We start from the raw sequence: 19757 nt of genomic DNA, 5'->3' as shown, positions 1-19757 counted from the left end.
ACTATAAAGGATTAAAGTCATATCAAAAATGATAATAATATTATTTTTTATGAAGAATTATTGCGTCGAATGAATGAATCGACATAACAATTTTACCCGTTTGACGACTCAGCAAAAATAAAATCTGAGACAATGGGGCTGGATTTTCGAAATAACAGTTTTACGACCTAAGTGGTATTTTGACTATAATTGTAATGTAGTTAAATACCACGTTATGGACAATTTGTCAGATTATCAATATCTAACCTGACAAACGACTAACAACATATAATTTATTAGGTAACCCTTTTATCTTGTAGGGAGTGTGCTGATTCCATTTTCGCCCCGGCAGAAAATGTAATTAGTATCATCATCAGTAAAAAGCTCATCCTCAACGATTCCCACCCGAAGATAGCCTGAAGTGATTGCTACAGCAAATGGCTTGTTTGTACGATACATTTCAGCTGTCCAAGGCACAACTGTTCCATAAGACCTTGCCCATTCACTCGCAAAAGTACCTAAATCTCGAGCAGTGACATATTTGTTGACATCATCTATTGCGTTAGCTGTCCATTCTGGTGTGTTAGCTTGTAAAGAGTTGGTCAATTCATCTCTTCGATACAGATATTTTTGTCGCCAAGCTTTACCTGCTTCTGACATATCATTAACCTGAGCGGATGTTGTTTTGGGTATTGCTTGACCATCTATTATTCTTCTACATTCATCATATGCAGAATAATAACCAAACTTCGATAAAAATGGAGCACGTGTTTTTATTGCCCATTTTTGTGGTATAGGGAGCGTAATTTTACCGATGTTTTGCCAAGTTTTGCCTTTATCAGCACTATATTCCATATTAATCGTTAAGGGTGTTGTGGGCTTAGTGAGACTATCATAACGTACTTGGCAATTTGCACCTAAGTCTTTACTTGCGACCGGAGATTGCAATGTAACCCAGTTAGTACTATTGCTGCTATCTAGTTGGCAACGATACTGACTTTGATCGGCTCCCGAGCCGATTAACTTGAAGGTAATATCTTTAGAACCGGTTATTGGTTTAAATTGTTCAGCTTTAAATCCACCATCTAGTTGATAATTCGACGATGGGCTTGTGCCAGGATCCCACACCTCTGGGTTATAACCATTAGGATACTTAGTCATGTAAGGACCACTATAATAAACAACCATATCATCAGGTTGAACAAAGCATAACTTAGGTCCCCCATCAATCATAAATTGGTAAGTAATAACGGGTTGGCTACCATAAATATTTTTATTAGGTTGACCGTATTTAGTCGATACCGCAACGTTTTGAGCACCAATTTTTAAAAAGTAAGGTCCTCCACACAAATTAAGTTCACGACTTAAATCATTTATCACGTTATTATTATCATACCAGGTTGCTGTTAGTGTGCCCTCTATGGTTGTGTTTTCTGTAAGGGAGGCATCACCATCATCATCACCAACTTTAAATTGTGATAATGCATTTGCCTGACCATTAGCTGGAACCATCGTAATGATATCAGAAAATTTAGTTCCTTCAGGGATTTGCAAGGGTTTACCACCAAAAGAGATCGATTTACTTACATCAACGAATTTTAATGCGTTATTATTTTCTGTTGTAGGCATTCTAAAACCAAGTAATTCATTCAATCCTTTGATTTTAGTCCCTACATTTCCGTCTTGATCTGATTTTAATTGTAAATAAGGCGCACTACCTACAATGGTTTTAGCTGTCACATTTGATAATGCTTCGGTATAAGGTGAAAAAAGAATAAATAAAAAATGAATACCAATAATAGATAACATTGAGTTAAGTTTTAGGTGTATAACTTTATTGGAAGTATTGATCCGTTTGAAAGTTAGAAGCCACATTAATTGATTAAAAATATTAACTGAAAAATGAGTAAAATATAAGAAAACTAGTTTTTTCTTTGTTATAAAAAGTTTACAAATAGAATATTTACTATATATGTGAAAATCCTTAATTCTGAACATACACAAAACCTAAAATCCAAGTCCTTTTGAAGTTTAAATAAACAATCATTTTGATTATTCGTTATTTTTTATTTTTACATATATGAAAACAATAATCTATAAATAACTTTTTTAAATTGAACAAACAATAAGTTAATTTATGCGAACAACTCAACACAACAACACAATATAGATATAGAGTAGAAAAAGTATAAAAGGATTTGTGAGCATATCAAAAACGATAGTAATATTATTTTTTATTGAGAATTATTGCGTCGAATGAATGAATCGACGCAATAATTTTTAATTTCAAAGCAGGAAATTATAGAAAAGTGAAAAGTTGTTCTTTTGGTAAACGTGATTTTGGTCGATGTGCGTTGCCATCATCAGCAGCGCGATAGCCTAATGTCGCAACTACAACACTTTTCAATCCCTTACTTTTAAGATCTAAAATTTCGTCAATTTTAGCTGAATCATATCCTTCGATAGCCGTAGAATCAACACCAATTGCCGCAGCAGCAAACAAAAGTTGCCCCAATGCAATATAAGTTTGCTTTTCTTCCCAACACTGTTGCGATTCAGGGGTTGCACTATTTAAATTAACAAAATAACGTCGACCTTGATCTTGCGATACTTTTAAATCTTCAGAAGGCAGACGACCGTCTTTTTCTTCTTGATTCAGTAGATTCACTAAATGACTTTCATCCAATGGCACTTTTATACAAAAAACAATAGTATGTGACGATCCTGTCACGCGTGGCTGATTAAAATCAGGAAAAGCAGGCAAAATCTTATTTTTTGCTGTGTCTGACTCAATCACATAAAAATGCCATGGTTGAGAATTTACCGATGATGGACTGTTTCTTAAAACAGTTAAAAGTTGCTCAATAATAGCTACAGGTATCTTTTTAGTAGGATCATAATGTTTAGTGGTATAACGTTTTTGCGAAATTTCGACGATATTCATATTTTTGACTCCACCTTATTGGTTAATGATGAACGATAACTTATTTTTTAACTAACTTAATGATTTTCTATTCATTTTAGAATACTATTAATTACCACTTGAATAACAAATTCAACCGATCTTTACTTATCTCTATGCTCCTATATAAAAATGCGTATTATTACACTTCATTTTTTTATAAAAAAACAAATAATAATTATAATTTTCATTTATATCATAGAGTTATTTAACAACAAAACGACACCAATATCTTTACAATAAAAAAAATAGAGAATATTATCTAGCACAATTTTAAAGGCTTTACAGTTTATAGTGATATAAAAGTACCGTTACGGAAAATGTGATGTTTAAAAGTAAACATATATTAACAAAATTATGTGCAGCAGTCTTTTTTTCAAATATTTTTTATTGTTTTTCAGCCAATGCATTAAGTGCCACATCTGTTCAAGTCATAAATGGCACAGAACCTTATATTTCAATAGATAATAATCACACACCAGCAAACATAACTGATTTACTTTGGATTGCAGTAGAAAACGATCAAACTAATGGGACAGAAGAAGTTAACAATGAAAATTCAACTCAGATCGACACGCGAATAAAAAATCCTAATTTAACTTATTATATTCCTGATTTTGATTCATCCCCCGATAAATTAATTGTACTTCCTAAGTCTGTTGAAACTTTTGAAAATATAATAACTTTATTAACTGATTATAATGCAAAAGAAGTGGATATTTTTACTATTCTAAACGATCATCAATATGTTAAAGATGACGATGGTGATAATGGATTTAATGCTAGTGGAACCATGTCTCTCACTATAAAAGATAACAATAATAATACTATTGAGCCAAGCGAAAAATTAAATAACTGTATTGGTTACTACGCGGTAACATTAGCCACAACAGAATCACAGCTTTCAACCACATTTGGGGTACCTAATATTAGGACTTATCCAAGTGTAAATAAAACCTATTATGTCACATCTTCCTCCAAGGATGTGCCTACGATTTGCTGGCTACAACCATCTTTAGAAAAAGGTAATCCACCAGAATTTGCTTATACAAAAGAAGAATACGAAGCGAATTATATTCAGAATACTTGGGAACAAGATATGCCTTGGTGGGATGCCAATAAAGGTTTTTTGCCTCGAGGTTCGTCTGAAGAAAGTTATAATAAGTTTCCTACAACTGCTGCCAATAAATTATATTTTAATGTCGTACTTGCCGGTGCAAACTGGAGTCAAATTTCTTATACTAAAAACCCAACAACATCGCCTATTAGTTTAAAGCTTAGTGGAAAAGATAACGTGCTTCGAGTTGAGTTTACAGGACCCAATTTTTCAGAAAAATTAAAAAATAATATTTCAGCTGCAAATAATACAGTATTTTCTTTAACTGTCGGCAATAAAACTATTTATAGTTTTACTATCACTCAATGGTACCTGATTTCTGAAAATGTAGTTTTTAAAGATCAAAAATCTGCCAAACATTATTGTAGTTGTCAAAACCCAAGAGTCGCGCTGACTTATAGGCGATCATTAACTAATGCAAAAAGTTGGGATTATTTTTTTGGAGAAAATGAAAGAAATAATTACAAACGCACGGTTGGAACGCTTTTATCTGAATGGGGGAATACGGTAAATGAGGTTTATCCAAGCGATTCAACACTTTCAAATGCGCTATCTAATTACGCTTGGACAGATGAACAAGACTACGATATGGGTATAGCTGAGCCGCTAAAATCTAAATTACGAAATTTTAATCCTTTTGATGAAGATAATGGTGATGATGATGAACAAGGCACCTTATATCCCCCACCAATACCTGATGATGGTGACGATGAACTATTTCCAGAAAACGAATGTGATCAAGACCCCATAGATTGGTCTTTCGAAGGAACAAAATTCTATGGTGTTGATTTAACCAACGGAAGTATTGCTTCATTCGATAAAGATACTCAAGGCTTAAAAGCTATCTGCTTTATCGATTAACTGAATTTTGCTGATTAAAATCATAATATTTAATGACCTTTTAAGATTAGATATTGACATTAACTATGTTCTTTGATAAAAATATTGGCATTATTTTGACCAATATAAATTTAGAGATTCGTTTTAATGATTAGAACAACTACTCTCCTCACTAGCTTACTCCTCGCATTATTTTGCGCGGATTGCTTGTGTGTTGAGTAATGAGATAATTTATTAAACAACTCGACAAATTAACAAGAACCCGCGCTAAAGTGCGGGTTTTTTGTTTTCATAACTTGAAATACCGTAATAGCGCTAAAATATAGATAAGGAATAAACAATGAGCGATCAAGTCATTATTTTTGATACCACACTACGTGATGGCGAACAAGCTTTACAAGCAAGTTTAAGTGTCAAAGAAAAACTACAAATAGCGCTAGCTTTAGAAAGAATGCGGGTGGATGTGATGGAAGTTGGTTTTCCTATCTCATCCCCTGGTGATTTTGAATCAGTACAAACGATTGCTAAAACAATTAAAGATAGTCGTGTATGTGCATTATCTCGCTGTATAGATAAAGATATTGATGTTGCAGCAGAAGCGTTAAAAGTTGCCGATCAATTTCGTATTCATACTTTTATGGCAACTTCAACCTTACACGTGCAAGACAAATTAAAAATGACATTTGAAGATGTCGTTGAAAGGGCTGTGCACTGTATTAAACGTGCACGTAATTATACTAATGATGTGGAGTTTTCTTGTGAAGATGCAGGCCGTACCCCAATTGATAACTTATGTCGGATTGTTGAAGCAGCAATTCAAGCAGGGGCAACAACGATCAATATTCCGGATACTGTCGGTTATACTGTCCCTTATCAATTTGGTGGCATTATTCGTACCTTATTTGAACGTGTCCCGAACATTGATAAAGCGATTATCTCTGTTCATTGTCATGATGACTTGGGCATGTCGGTGGCTAACTCGATTAGCGCGATTCAGGAAGGTGCTAGGCAGATTGAAGGCGCGATGAATGGTTTGGGTGAACGCGCAGGTAATACAGCTTTAGAAGAAGTCATTATGGCAATTAAAGTTCGTCAAAATATTCTAAACGTTCACACCAATATTAATCATCAAGAAATCTATCGTACCAGCCAAATCGTCAGTCAAATTACTAATACACCAATACCGGCCAATAAAGCGGTTATTGGTAGTAATGCTTTTGCCCACTCCTCCGGCATTCACCAAGACGGTGTGCTTAAAAATCGTGAAACCTACGAAATCATGACACCTGAATCTATTGGTTTAAATCAAATCCAATTAAATTTAACTTCACGCTCGGGTAGAGCCGCGGTAAAACACCGACTTGAAGAGTTAGGTTATCATGATAACGATTATAATTTAGACCAAGTATACGAAGCATTTTTAGAGCTTGCAGATAAAAAAGGACAAGTGTTTGATTATGATTTAGAAGCCTTAATTTTTATCAATCAATTAAAAGATGAACAAGAACATTATGTGTTGGACTATTTTAATGTTCAATCAGGCTCTACTGTTGTTTCAACTGCATCAGTAAGTTTAATTATTGGCGATCAAAAATTTTCAGATGCAGCAACGGGTAATGGTCCAGTTGATGCAGTTTATCAAGCAATAAATCGTATTACTGGCGAGCCAATAACGATAGTTAAATACCAATTAGCGTCAAAAGGGCAAGGTGAAAATGCTTTAGGACAAGTAGATATCGTTGCTGATTATAAAGGTCGCAAATTCCATGGTGTGGGATTAGCAACAGATATTGTCCATTCCTCCGCATTAGCGTTAATTAATGTATTAAATAATGTTTATCGGGCAAATCAAGTTGCACAGCAAAAACAAAAATTGCATCATGAATAACATATTAAGTTATGTTGTTTTATAAATAAAAAATAAATCAATCAAATTGTTAAGGAATAAAAATGTCACAAAATTATCATATTGCAGTGTTACCTGGTGACGGTATTGGCCCTGAAGTAATGAAGCAAGCTTATAAAGTGCTCGACGTTATTCGTCAAAAATATAATCTTTCAATAACAACCAGTGAATATGATGTCGGTGGCGCCGCTATTGATATCCATGGCTGTCCATTACCAAAAGAGACGCTTGAAGGTTGTGAAAAAGCTGATGCGATTTTGTTTGGCTCAGTTGGGGGGCCAAAATGGACAAACTTACCCCCTGATCAACAACCAGAACGCGGCGCATTATTACCATTACGAAAGCATTTTAAATTATTTGCTAACATGCGCCCTGCTAGTTTGTATCAAGGTTTAGAAGAATTATGTCCTTTACGGGAAGATATTGCAAAACGTGGTTTTGATATTTTATGTATGCGTGAACTAACTGGTGGTATCTATTTTGGTTTACCTAAAGGTCGTGAAGGTTCTGGTCCTCAAGAGCGCGCCTTTGATACAGAAGTTTATCACCGTTTTGAAATTGAACGTATAGCTAAAATGGCGTTCGAAGCTGCCAAAATTCGTCGTAAAAAAGTCACTTCTGTTGATAAAGCTAATGTACTACAAACATCAATTTTATGGCGTGAAGTTGTAAACGAAGTCGCTAAACAATATCCAGATGTCACACTTGAACATATGTATATCGATAATGCAACCATGCAACTTGTTAAAGATCCTTCACAATTTGATGTCATTTTATGTTCAAATTTGTTTGGTGATATATTGTCTGACGAATGTGCAATGATTACCGGTTCAATGGGGATGCTACCATCAGCAAGCCTTAACGAGCAGGGTTTTGGATTATATGAGCCTGCTGGTGGGAGTGCACCGGATATTGCCGGTAAAAATATCGCAAATCCAGCTGCACAAATTTTATCGTTAGCACTACTCGTGCGTTATAGTTTAAAACGTGATGATATTGCCAAAGCTATTGAAAATGCGGTTAATAAAGCTTTAGAACAAGGAACCCGTACTATCGATCTTGCTCGTGGTGGTAGTTATGTTTCAACCGATGAAATGGGTGATACCATTTGTCGTTTAATTTAATTTTTAGACTAAGGGTTAAGCAATCATATTAACCCTTTTAAAGAATATTAAAGGAATATAAGCAATGTCTACAAAACCCAAAACATTGTATCAAAAATTATATGATGCACATGTTGTTTACGAAGCACAAAATGAAACCCCTATTTTGTATATCGATCGCCATTTAGTTCATGAAGTTACCTCACCCCAAGCCTTTGATGGTTTACGTGCGATGAACCGAAAAGTGCGCCAGCCACACAAAACATTTGCAACTATGGATCACAATACTTCAACCAAAAGTAATGATTTAAGTGCGTGTAGTGAAATGGCTCGCATCCAATTAACAGAATTAGCAAAAAATGCTCAAGAGTTTGGCATTTCGTTATATGGTTTACAAAGTCCGTTACGTGGGATTGTCCATGTTGTCGGGCCTGAGCAAGGGATGACTTTACCAGGAATGACCATTGTATGCGGTGACTCCCATACAGCTACCCATGGCGCATTTGGAGCGCTGGCTTTTGGTATTGGAACATCAGAAGTTGAACATGTATTAGCGACCCAAACCCTAAAACAAGGTCGAGCGAAAACCATGAAAATTGAAGTCAAAGGTCAGGTTGCCGACGGCATTACCGCTAAAGATATTATTTTAGCGATTATTGGTAAAACGACCAGTGCTGGTGGTACAGGACACGTGGTTGAGTTTTGTGGTGAGGCGATTAAATCCTTATCAATGGAAGGCCGGATGACATTATGTAATATGGCTATTGAAATGGGTGCTAAAGCAGGATTGGTCGCACCTGATGATGTCACTTTTGAATACTTAAAAGGTCGCCAATTTTCACCTAAAGGAGAAGATTTTGACAAAGCCGTGGCTTACTGGAAAACCTTGAAAACCGATGAAGGAGCGCATTTTGACCGTGTAGTCACCCTTGAAGCAAAAGATATTGCACCACAAGTCACATGGGGAACAAATCCAGGGCAAGTAACCGCTATTGATAAGCAAGTACCCAATCCACACGATTTTTCCGATCCGATCGAAAAACAGTCTGCTGAACGTGCATTAGCCTATATGGGATTAACTGCTGGAACTAAGATGTCTGATATTAAGATCAATAAAGTATTTATCGGATCTTGTACGAATTCACGCATTGAAGATTTACGCGCTGCGGCTGCTATTGCTAAAGGACGAAAGGTGGCACAAGGTGTACAAGCCTTAGTCGTGCCTGGTTCTGGACCAGTCAAAGAACAAGCAGAAGCTGAAGGATTAGATAAGATTTTTATCGATGCGGGATTTGAATGGCGCTTACCGGGTTGTTCAATGTGCTTAGCGATGAATGATGACAAATTAGCACCAGGCGATCGCTGCGCGTCAACCAGTAACCGTAATTTTGAAGGGCGTCAAGGTCGTGATGCTAGAACCCATTTAGTGAGTCCTGCAATGGCGGCGGCGGCTGCCATTACTGGTCATTTTACAGATATTCGTAAACCATTTTAAGGAGACTTGTCATGGCAAAATTTACAAAACATACAGGTCTAGTTGTGCCATTAGATGCAGCTAACGTAGATACGGATGCTATCATTCCTAAACAATTTTTACAAAAAGTCACGCGTACCGGTTTTGGTAAACATGCTTTTCATGAGTGGCGATTTTTGGATGATGCAGGTCAAAAACCTAATCCCGATTTTGTACTGAACAAACCGCGTTATAAAGGGGCAAGTATTTTATTAGCGCGCGAGAACTTTGGGTGTGGTTCATCACGAGAACATGCACCATGGGCACTTGCGGATTATGGTTTTAAAACTATTATTGGTTCAAGTTTTGCTGATATTTTTTACAATAATTCGTTTAATAATCAGTTATTGTTAGTGAACTTATCGGAAGAAGACGTTGACGAACTATTTAAAATAGTTGAAGCCAATGAAGGAATTGAATTTACAATTGATCTTGAGAATGAAGTTGTTATCGCTGGAGATAAGCAATATTCATTTAAAATCGATGCATTCAAACGCCACTGTTTATTAAATGGTTTAGATAACATTGGCTTAACCCTGCAACATGAAGATGCTATTAGTGCATTTGAACATAACATACCGTCATTTTTAGCATAATTTTAACTTTGGGCACAAAAGTGCCCAATACCGAGATTCCCTATGGCAACACATCACGATAACGTAAAACAGCAATTTGGTGAGCAAGCAAATGCTTATCTAACAAGTAAGGTACATGCTCAAGGTCCTGATCTTGAATATTTGGATAAGTTTCTTATCCCCTATTCTGATGCCCAGTTACTCGATATGGGATGTGGAGCCGGTCATGTCAGTTTCATTGCAGCAAAATATGTTAAACAGGTTACGGCATACGATCTATCTGATGAGATGTTATCGGTGGTTGCTTTAACTGCGCAAAGCCGTGGTTTTAGCAACATTTCAGTCAAACAAGGTTATGCTGAGTGTCCACCCTTTGCCGATAACCAATTCGATATTGTGGTAAGTCGTTATTCCGCACATCACTGGCATGATGTCGGTAAAAGTCTACGAGAGTTACACCGCATCATCAAACCTAACGGAAAATTAATCATAATGGATGTTGTGTCACCTGGCCACCCTGTTTTAGATATTTGGCTACAAACTATTGAAGCTATGCGTGATACTTCTCATGTTCGTGATTATACTCCAGGTGAGTGGTTAACATTCTTAACCGAAGCAGGTTTTAGCATAGATAATATAAAACGCCATCGCTTAACCTTGTCCTTTGACACATGGGTTAAACGCATGCGAACACCTGAACGCTTAATTGATGCAATAAGGCTGTATCAAGAAACTGCAGCCAACGACACAAAGACCTATTTTGAACTTCAAACAGATGGATCTTTTACGACAGATATGATGATTATCGAAACAACAAAATTAATCTAGTATTAATTGTTGATAGTGACCAAACAATTTTATCCTTAAAGTTGTTTTCTTTGATTTGATGAAGGTATTGATAAAGCTTCACGGTATTTTGCCACAGTTCGACGAGCAATAATAATTCCTTGTTCTTCAAGAATTGACACTAACTTGCTATCACTTAGTGGCTTTTTACTATCTTCGCCTGAAATATACTTTTTAATTAATGCTCGAATGGCGGTAGAGGATGCTTCACCCCCAGAATCGGTATTTACATGGCTAGAAAAAAAGAATTTTAACTCAAATATGCCACTTGGACATTGTAAATATTTTTGGGTCGTTACGCGGGATATGGTTGATTCATGCATATCAATTGCCGCCGCTACATCCGATAGAATCATGGGTTTCATATACTCTGCGCCATGCTCAAAAAACTGCTGTTGATGTTCAACGATAAATTGGCTTACTTTAAGTAACGTTTCATTGCGATTTTCAACACTTCTGATAAACCAATTGGCATCTTGTAGATGTGATTTTATGTATTGGCTATCACTTTCACTGGCTAACTTTTCCATCGCCGCATACTGCTGGTTAATACGCAGAGCCGGTACTGTATCAGTATTCAAATCAACTATCCATTTGCCATTTACTTTTTTGACTATCACATCTGGGATAATATAATCTGGAGGGGTCGTGTTGACAGCATCACCTGGATAAGGATGTAAATGCTGAATAAAATTAATCGCTTCTTTTAATTGTTCATCACTGGCATTTAATACTTTTTTTAAAGTTCTGTAATCATGAGTTGCCAATAAATCAAGATAATTATCAATAATTTGTTTAACTAATGAAGGAACTGTTACATGTTGAGTTTGAATTGATAAACACTCTTGTAACGATCTCGCACCAACGCCTATTGGATCAAAATGCCAGATTCGCTTTAAAACCGTTTCAACTTCAGTCAATTCAATTTCACTATTACCCTGCTCTTCTAATATTTCATCTAACGTAACTGTTAAATAGCCGCTTTCATCAATCGCTTCAATAATCGATACCGCAATGGCGCGATCAACATCGCTAAAAGGCGTTAATTCAAGCTGCCATTTTAAGTAATCATGCAATGTTTCATGCGTTTCGCCTTGATAAATAGGCAACTCATCATTACGATAGTCAGAATGCGTGCCCGATGGTGTACCTGCTGTGTAAATATCATCTAACGAGGCATCTAATGGTATATCTTCAGGGATCTCTTGACTATCTAACGCTTGTCGAGTATCGATATTTTCATCTGAAGTATTTTGTTCAACACTGATTTCATCATACTGATCAGCCACTTCTAACAAGGGATTATTTTCAAGTGCAGTTTGAATTTCTTGTTGTAGTTCTAAAGTTGACAACTGCAAAAGTCGAATCGCCAATTGTAATTGTGGTGTCATCGATAGTTGTTGGGAAACTTTCAGTTGCAAACTTGGTTTAATCATAATCGGAATTCATTTCCTAAGTAGACTTTTTTAACATATTCGTTACTTAAGATACTATTTGGTGTTCCTTCAGCAATTAAATGACCTTTATTAACAATATAAGCACGCTCACATACATCAAGGGTTTCGCGAACATTGTGGTCGGTAATCAATACACCTAGCCCTCGATCACGTAGATGCTTAATAATATTTTTAATATCAATAACAGAAATAGGGTCGACACCAGCAAAAGGTTCATCAAGTAAAATAAATTTAGGATTGGCTGCCAGCGCCCTTGCAATTTCAACCCTACGCCTTTCACCACCCGATAAAGACTGACCAATACTATCGCGGATATGGGTGATATGAAACTCTTCAAGCAATTCTTCAGCCCGATTTAATTTTTCATTTTTATCGATATCTCGACGCGTCTCTAAAATCGCCATAATATTATCAATTACAGATAATTTTCTAAAAATAGACGCCTCTTGAGGTAAATAGCCAATCCCTTTTTGCGCTCTTTCATGTAGAGGTAAAATACTGATATCATGATCATCAAGATAAATTTTACCTGCATTTAATGTGACTATTCCTACCACCATATAAAACGTTGTTGTTTTACCTGCGCCATTTGGCCCTAGTAATCCAACAATCTCACCTGAGTTGACCGTCAAACTGACATCTTCAACAACCTTTCGTTTTTTATATATTTTGGCTAAATTAATCGCCTTTAAAATTGACATATTATTTTTTTATCTCTTTAATTTGACTTGGGATAATAGTACTTTTTACGCGACCACTTTTAGGCTGAGCCATAATTAGCTGTTTTTTAACATCATAGGTAATAACTTGGCTAACTATATGATTATCTTCTTGAAATAACTCTGCCTTTCCTTGTAAAACGACATTGCTTTGTTTCACATTGTAAATAATTTGATCCGAATGACCTGTAACAATTTTGTTATTCTCTGGCAATATTTGTTTAAACTTTACTGGATTACCATAAGCGGTAATTTTCTGTTTTGTCGAATCTTGCATATCAGTTATCACAACTTTATCTGCCCAAATAGTTAATCCCTCTTGAACAATTTGCACATGACCTATAAAAGTAATAATATTTTTATCAATATCAATTTGTTGGTTATCGGCATCAATAGTGATCGGTTTATTATCAACAAACATCTTTTGATCCGTTTTGGTTAGTGATGTTGGTTCGGCTGGTTCTTGTGCAAAACAAGCAAACGATGTTGATAGCATAAAAAATAATGGAAAAAGTAGCTGTTGTTGCAATTTCATGTTCTATTTTGCCTCGGTATTATAATATGTTTTAACATTCTCAAGTATGTTTGCAGTCTTTGCTTGCAAATCGCCAGCTAATCCTAGACCTGTTGAGTAAAAACCAACACCTTTGATAGTAACTGGATCTTTAGACGTTACAAGTTGTGTATTTAAATCAATGACAGCATTATCGGTATTAACACGCTGTAATTGAGCATTGGGGGTCAAATTATCCAATTGAACTTCATTATAAAGATAAATGTGTTTATCATTAGTCAATGTCGCAGTTTTGGCTCGAATATGCCATGTGACAGTGTGGTCTTGATCATAAAGCGTTAAATTTGGAAGATCAAATTCCGTATTATTTGAATCATCAAAATGTCGTACTTTGCTAGATTCAATCTTGTATACAATTTCGCCTGATAAATCATACACATCTGTTGTCATGTCATCGCTCTGATAAATTGGCGTATCAGTTAAATTAACAGAGGATTGCGTGGTTGCGTCATTGTCTTTTTGATAATTATAATAGACGCCAACTACCACAATAATAAGCAAGATACAGATTATATTTTTTTTATTCATAACATACATTAATCACGCAAATAAGATTGATCAATAATAAGGAAAAATCATTATCTTGAAGTTTAATATTTTTTCCATTTTACTTTATTTTTTATTAAATTAATATCTGACATTGAAAGAAGTTAATCCATTTTCAGGTAATAATTCGCAACTTTTTATATCCGTAATATGAGCGGAAGCTGGTCCTCCCTGCTCAAGCCATTGTGTAAACTGAGTAAGTTGTAAATTATCGCCTTGTATGACAATTTCGACATTACCATTATCCAAATTTTTAACATATCCTAACAGACCAAGCTTTTGTGCTTGTTGATAAGTAAAAAACCGAAATCCTACACCCTGAACAAGGCCGCTAACACATATTTTAATTCGTTTTATCATATTAAAACCGAGTATTTTTATTTTAAAGTTGACAATAATTAATCGCAAGGTAATGGCCATTAAAATAGGTAAACCATTATTTTATTCCTGATAATAAATCAACAATGATAAAATAGAAATCGGTAATTGATTAAATACATCATTATGTTCAAATCACCAATAAAATTAAATGATAAATTGATTCATTATTTAATCTAACTTTAAAAGTTTTGATAACAAAATGCATACCAATTTATCTATCAGTGATAGCCACATTCAGTGGCATCTAAAACAACTTTATCAGGGATAACTAAACCAGAATTTTTTGTTATCCATAATATTATCTAATCAGACAATAATCATGAGTCATTACGGTTAAGGAAAGGGTTAACACTTAACACACAATATTTGCCGTAAAACTGATAGGTTATGCATTAAGCTACTACTATTTATTGGTATAATTATCAAATGCTCTAAAATTTTTAAAAATTATATTAGACAAAATAAATTTGACTAATATAAGTTAATCAACAAACCAAATAGTATGTTGTTGTGATACAATTTTTATTGTTTTTAATATCGTTGCTAAATGCTCATGAAGCGCAAGTGTAGCCATTTCCGGATCATGCTTTTTTAATGCAATAACAATTTTTTCATGCTGTTTAACTAGGTCTTCTGGTGGGGATATATCTTCTAAAGTAAGGTATCTTACCCTGTCCATCATTGCTTTGATATTTTCGACGGTTTCCCATGCCATAGGACAATCAATAACATTCATTATAATCTGATGAAATTCATCATCTTTTTCAAGAAAATAACCAATATTTTTATGTTTGTTAGCATCAATTTGTTCTTTTAGATTTTTTTCGAGTAATAAAAGATCTGAATCACTAATTTCTTGTGCTGCACGTTTAATAATTGCACACTCAACAGCATCGCGAATAAATTGACCATCAATGACTTTTTTAACTGATATTTTCGTTACAAAAGTGCCACGTTGTGGAAGAATTTGGACTAATCCAGCTTCTGCTAGTTTAATAAAAGCTTCACGAACCGGTTGGCGTGAAACATTAAACTGACCCGCAATGTCTTTTTCAGACAATAAAACACCAGGTAATACTTGGCAAGTGATGATTGCCTTTCTTAATTGGCGATAAATTTGTTGATTAACTGGTTCTGAGACAGTTAACGCTTCAGATTTGAACATATATGATTTTTAAATAACAGACTAGAATAAAAAAGAATAGTAGGGGATTTTTGAATATAAGAAAAGTTTTTTATTTAATAATAAAAATGCAATCATCTAATGATCATTGCACTTTGATATTAATTATTGTTAGTGGAATTAAAAATTTTGAGTGATTTGTTTAACTGTTTGTTTTGCGCCTATATCGCGTAAAGAAAGATAAGCGTTAGTTATCTGCTCAATAAACAATGGATTTGTTGGTAGATCCTCTCCAAAAACATGTGTTAAAGATAACAACGCATTAACTCGTTCTTGATTATCAGAACTGTTTAAAACCAACGCTTTTAATTGTTCGACTGCTGGATCGCAAACGTCAATAACGTTACCATTATCATCCACGCCACTCACATAACGCATCCAAGCAGCAATACCCAAGGCTAAACAATCAAATGGAGTACCATTAGCCAAATGATAACGAACAGAATCAAGCATACGTTGTGGGAGTTTTAACGTTCCATCCATTGCAATTTGCCATGTACGATGTTTTAAACCGGTGTTGCGATAACGTTCAAGTAATGAATCAGCATAAGCTTTTAAATCAACACCTTTAACCCGTAATGTAGTTGCTTGTTCATTCAACATTAAATGTCTAGCTGCTTTTACATAATTAGGATCTTGCATGCACGCATCTATATGCAAATATCCAGCTAAATAACCTAAGTAAGCCAAAAAGGAATGACTACCATTTAACATACGTAATTTCATCTCTTCATAAGGCAATACATCATCCACTAATTCTGCCCCTGCTTTTTGCCACTCAGGACGACCAGACACGAAATTATCTTCAATCACCCATTGCCTAAATGGTTCACCAGCGATACCTGCCGAATCATCAATACCACCAAGTTGTTTTTTTATTTTAGCCATTGTTTCTGGCGTTGCCGCAGGTACAATTCGATCAACCATCGTTGATGGGAAAGCCACATTATCCGCAATCCATTGCGCTAAATTTTCATCTCGCTGCTTAGCCAAGGCTAACACAACATTACGAGTAACATGTCCATTTTCTGGCATATTGTCACAAGACATAACGGTGAAAGGTTTTAATCCTTGATCTTTACGTAAACGTAAAGCTTCTACAATAACACCAGGAAGCGATTTAGGTGTATGTGGATTAGCAATATCATGATTAATCAATGGATTATTGGTATCAATTGATGCTGTTGAGGGTAAATAGCAATAACCTTTTTCAGTTACTGTGATCGACACAATCGCAATTTCTGGACGAGTCATCACATCTAAGACTTTGTGTATTCCATCAATATCTGCATGTAATGCTTCTTTTGCAATACCTACAACACGAGTATTCCAGTTATCATAAGACATTTCACAAACACTAAATAAAAAGTCTTGCTGTTTTAAATCTTCAATCTGTTTTTCACCACCGATTAAATTAACTTCACAATAACCCCAATCGCTATTGTGTTCATTAGCTAAAATATCAGCAAATACTGCCTGATGAGCACGATGAAATGCCCCAAAACCAAGATGAACAATTTTGGTTTTAATTTTGCTTCTATCATAAGTTGGGACAACTACCTCTTTAGGTAGTTGTGATAAAGTTTTATTTGATAATTTCATTTTTTATTCCATCTAATTTTTACTATCTGCCGCATCGTGTAGGTCAGCTAAATCACGATCTTTTACCTCCGGCATAAGCATAGCCGAGATGAGGCCAATACATGAGTACACAATAATCATAGCGACAATTGGCCACCAATCATTAACCATTTTACAAAAAATTCCAGCCAGAATTGGACCAAATCCAACAGCAACTAAACCGCCTGCTTCTTTAGATATTGCCATTTGAGTGAATCGATTGCGAGCACCGAACATTTCGGCCATAGTGATGTTTTCTAAGGCAAATAAACCTAAAACTGCAATATTATGAATAAGAATTAAACATACTGTAATCGTATTTACTGAATGATTTTTATCAACAATAATCGATAACATTGGGTAAGCAAGTATAATTGCAGACAATGTTAGTACAATATAAGGAATTTTCCGACCTATCCTATCTGATAACCAACCTAAGAAAGGAATTGTCAAGAAACCAACAATTGAACTAAACATGATTGCATCAGTTGGAATACTTTTATTAAATAACAACGCTTGCACTAAATATCCTGCTAAAAAAGTTTGGATTAGACCAGAATTTCCTGCTTGACCAAAACGTAATCCTGTAGCTAACCAAAATGATTTACTTTTAAACATTGCAAGTAATGAGATATGTTTTGTTACATCACTATCATTTTTTAGTGCAGTAGTATCATTAACCTCATCAAATACAGGGCTTTCTTTTAAATTCATTCTTAGCCAAATTGCAAAAATCATAACAACAACGCTTGCAATAAATGGAATACGCCATCCCCATGCAACTAATTGATCTTTGTCTAATAAAAAGAACATAAATGCCCATATTGCTGTTGCACTTAATGTCCCGCAGTTAGTCCCCATTGCAACTAATGAAGAAATTATCCCTCTTTTCCCTTTTGGTGCATATTCAGCGAGCATTGTACCTGCACCAGAAATTTCAGCACCTGCACCCAATCCTTGAATAATACGCAAAACAACCAACATCAACGGCGCTAAAATACCTACTTGAGCATAAGTTGGCAGTACACCAATGAGTGTGGTACATACTCCCATCATGGTAATAGTAATGAATAGAACTTTTTTACGGCCGATTGCATCACCCATGCGACCAAAAATAAAGGCACCAATAATTCGTGCAACATAACCCGCACCATAAGTTCCCATCGCTAAAATTAACGCCATAATAGCTGATTGTTCTGGAAAGAAAACTTCATGAAAAACTAAAGCAGCGCCTAAAGAATACAATTGAAAATCCATAAATTCTAACGCTGTTCCTAACCAGCCTGATACTGCAGCTTTGACTAAATCCGAAGTATCCCTCTCACTCTTATTTCCCATATTATTCATACTGTTCTCTCTTATAATATTTTCTTTAAAAAGGTTATTCACAAGGCTTTTTTGAGTGCTAATCAAAGGTCAATAAAACTTTGCAGCAATGTTTTTGATCTTTTTCAAACGTTTCAATCGCTTGAATTACTTGCGTATAATCAAATTGATGCGTGATTAACTTTTGCGGGTCGATTAATTTTTTCTTTAACCAATCAATAACAACTGGGAACTTATTGGCATTTAATCGGGATGAAAAAATAGATAACTCTTTACTGGTTATGCCTTGTTGTGTAATTTGACAAGGATCACTTGAAAAGCCCATGATGAGGATCCTTGCAGCAGGAGAGGCAATAGTAATTGCTTCTTGCAGGATCGAAGGATGACAGGCAGCATCAATTATAATCGTCGGTTTAATATCAAGTTTTTCTAGTTCATTCTTTAGTAATATATTTGTATTGTTTATTACTATATCTGCACCACTTGTTTGTGCCATAGCCAAACGTTCATCAATTCGATCGACAACAATAACTTGTTTAACTTTATAAACACCTTTTAGCGCTTGTACTGATGTTAGCCCCATTGGACCCGCACCATAAATTAAGGCAACATCGTTTTCAGTTGGTTTTAAATGACCTGTAGCATTCGCTGCAATAGTGAATGGTTCAATCATCACAGCAAATTCATTACTAATGTCATCAGGAATTCGGTAGGCATTTTTACTTGGCACTGTTGTATATTGACTAAATCCACCATCACGATGAACACCCAAAACAGTTAAAGATGAACAAACATTCGGACGACCAACAGAACAAGGATAACAACAGCCACAACTAATGACAGGATCAACAGAAACTCGTTCACCAATTCTTGATCGATCCACGCCTTCACCCACTTCATCAATGACGCCAAAAAATTCATGCCCAATAACTCTAGGATATTTCGCAAATGGGTTATGTCCTCGGTAAATATGACTATCTGAACCACATATCCCAGCTAGTTTTACTTTAACTCTTACCTCACCTTTGGCTGGTTGAGGAACTTCTCGTTCCTCAATCACGAGTTCATTAGGCTGTTTTATTACAATACTTTTCATATAAACTCCTTGAG

At 35.3% G+C, this 19757-nt stretch carries 17 protein-coding genes; 6 read left to right on the top strand and 11 right to left on the bottom strand.

Going from position 1 to position 19757, the window contains the following annotated elements; all coding sequences use genetic code 11:
* Positions 1–288: 288 nt before the first annotated feature.
* Entirely contained in the window at positions 289–1788 is a 1500-nt protein-coding gene (locus J3U66_RS01230; RefSeq protein WP_267347629.1) for a hypothetical protein, read from the bottom strand.
* Positions 1789–2278: 490 nt separating this feature from the next.
* Entirely contained in the window at positions 2279–2923 is a 645-nt protein-coding gene (gene nfsB / locus J3U66_RS01225; RefSeq protein ID WP_267333500.1) for an oxygen-insensitive NAD(P)H nitroreductase, read from the bottom strand.
* 343 nt (positions 2924–3266) lie between these two features.
* On the opposite strand from nfsB, the gene J3U66_RS01220 reads away from it, so the two are divergent.
* The 6 genes from J3U66_RS01220 (at position 3267) to J3U66_RS01195 (ending at position 10823) form a co-directional block, all read left to right on the top strand.
* Positions 3267–4919, top strand: coding sequence for a hypothetical protein (locus tag J3U66_RS01220; RefSeq protein ID WP_267333501.1), 1653 nt, complete (start codon positions 3267–3269; stop codon positions 4917–4919).
* A gap of 319 nt (positions 4920–5238) precedes the next feature.
* Positions 5239–6786 (top strand): 2-isopropylmalate synthase, encoded by a 1548-nt coding sequence (leuA, locus tag J3U66_RS01215; protein ID WP_267347628.1) that lies wholly within the window; start codon positions 5239–5241, stop codon positions 6784–6786.
* A 62-nt stretch (positions 6787–6848) separates the two neighbouring features.
* The gene (leuB, locus tag J3U66_RS01210; RefSeq protein WP_065633829.1) at positions 6849–7928 is read left to right on the top strand and encodes a 3-isopropylmalate dehydrogenase; all 1080 of its coding nucleotides are present in this window, start codon (positions 6849–6851) and stop codon (positions 7926–7928) included.
* A gap of 64 nt (positions 7929–7992) precedes the next feature.
* Positions 7993–9402: a 3-isopropylmalate dehydratase large subunit gene (leuC, locus tag J3U66_RS01205; RefSeq protein ID WP_267333503.1), complete on the top strand. Its 1410-nt coding sequence runs from the start codon at positions 7993–7995 to the stop codon at positions 9400–9402.
* 11 nt (positions 9403–9413) lie between these two features.
* Positions 9414–10016: a 3-isopropylmalate dehydratase small subunit gene (gene leuD, locus J3U66_RS01200; protein WP_267333504.1), complete on the top strand. Its 603-nt coding sequence runs from the start codon at positions 9414–9416 to the stop codon at positions 10014–10016.
* A gap of 42 nt (positions 10017–10058) precedes the next feature.
* Positions 10059–10823 carry a class I SAM-dependent methyltransferase gene (locus J3U66_RS01195; RefSeq protein WP_267333505.1) on the top strand — a complete coding sequence of 255 codons (765 nt, stop codon included), beginning with the start codon at positions 10059–10061 and terminating at the stop codon, positions 10821–10823.
* Positions 10824–10858: 35 nt separating this feature from the next.
* On the opposite strand, the gene J3U66_RS01190 is transcribed toward J3U66_RS01195, so the two are convergent.
* The 9 genes from J3U66_RS01190 to J3U66_RS01150 form a co-directional block, all read right to left on the bottom strand.
* Positions 10859–12274: an RNA polymerase factor sigma-54 gene (locus tag J3U66_RS01190; RefSeq protein WP_416379704.1), complete on the bottom strand. Its 1416-nt coding sequence runs from the start codon at positions 12272–12274 to the stop codon at positions 10859–10861.
* Entirely contained in the window at positions 12274–12999 is a 726-nt protein-coding gene (gene lptB, locus J3U66_RS01185) for an LPS export ABC transporter ATP-binding protein (protein ID WP_267333507.1), read from the bottom strand. Before lptB ends, J3U66_RS01190 begins: the two co-directional genes overlap by 1 nt.
* Position 13000: 1 nt before the next feature.
* Entirely contained in the window at positions 13001–13552 is a 552-nt protein-coding gene (lptA, locus tag J3U66_RS01180) for a lipopolysaccharide transport periplasmic protein LptA (protein WP_267347624.1), read from the bottom strand.
* A 3-nt stretch (positions 13553–13555) separates the two neighbouring features.
* On the bottom strand, positions 13556–14119 hold the full coding sequence (lptC, locus tag J3U66_RS01175; RefSeq protein ID WP_267347623.1) for an LPS export ABC transporter periplasmic protein LptC: 564 nt from the start codon (positions 14117–14119) through the stop codon (positions 13556–13558).
* Between the two features lie 99 nt (positions 14120–14218).
* Entirely contained in the window at positions 14219–14497 is a 279-nt protein-coding gene (gene yccX, locus J3U66_RS01170; protein ID WP_267347621.1) for an acylphosphatase, read from the bottom strand.
* Between the two features lie 502 nt (positions 14498–14999).
* Positions 15000–15683, bottom strand: coding sequence for a GntR family transcriptional regulator (locus J3U66_RS01165; RefSeq protein ID WP_267347619.1), 684 nt, complete (start codon positions 15681–15683; stop codon positions 15000–15002).
* A 138-nt stretch (positions 15684–15821) separates the two neighbouring features.
* Positions 15822–17303 (bottom strand): mannitol dehydrogenase family protein, encoded by a 1482-nt coding sequence (locus J3U66_RS01160; protein ID WP_267347618.1) that lies wholly within the window; start codon positions 17301–17303, stop codon positions 15822–15824.
* Between the two features lie 12 nt (positions 17304–17315).
* On the bottom strand, positions 17316–18659 hold the full coding sequence (locus J3U66_RS01155) for an MFS transporter (RefSeq protein ID WP_267347658.1): 1344 nt from the start codon (positions 18657–18659) through the stop codon (positions 17316–17318).
* 67 nt (positions 18660–18726) lie between these two features.
* Complete coding sequence (locus J3U66_RS01150; protein ID WP_267347616.1) at positions 18727–19743, bottom strand: Zn-dependent oxidoreductase; 1017 nt, start codon at positions 19741–19743, stop codon at positions 18727–18729.
* Positions 19744–19757: the final 14 nt, after the last annotated feature.

This window comes from Gilliamella sp. B2969, from assembly GCF_026536195.1.
GTDB lineage: Bacteria > Pseudomonadota > Gammaproteobacteria > Enterobacterales > Orbaceae > Gilliamella.
Note: the sequence above shows the minus strand (reverse complement) of the source record. Positions and strands in the feature narration are given on the sequence as shown.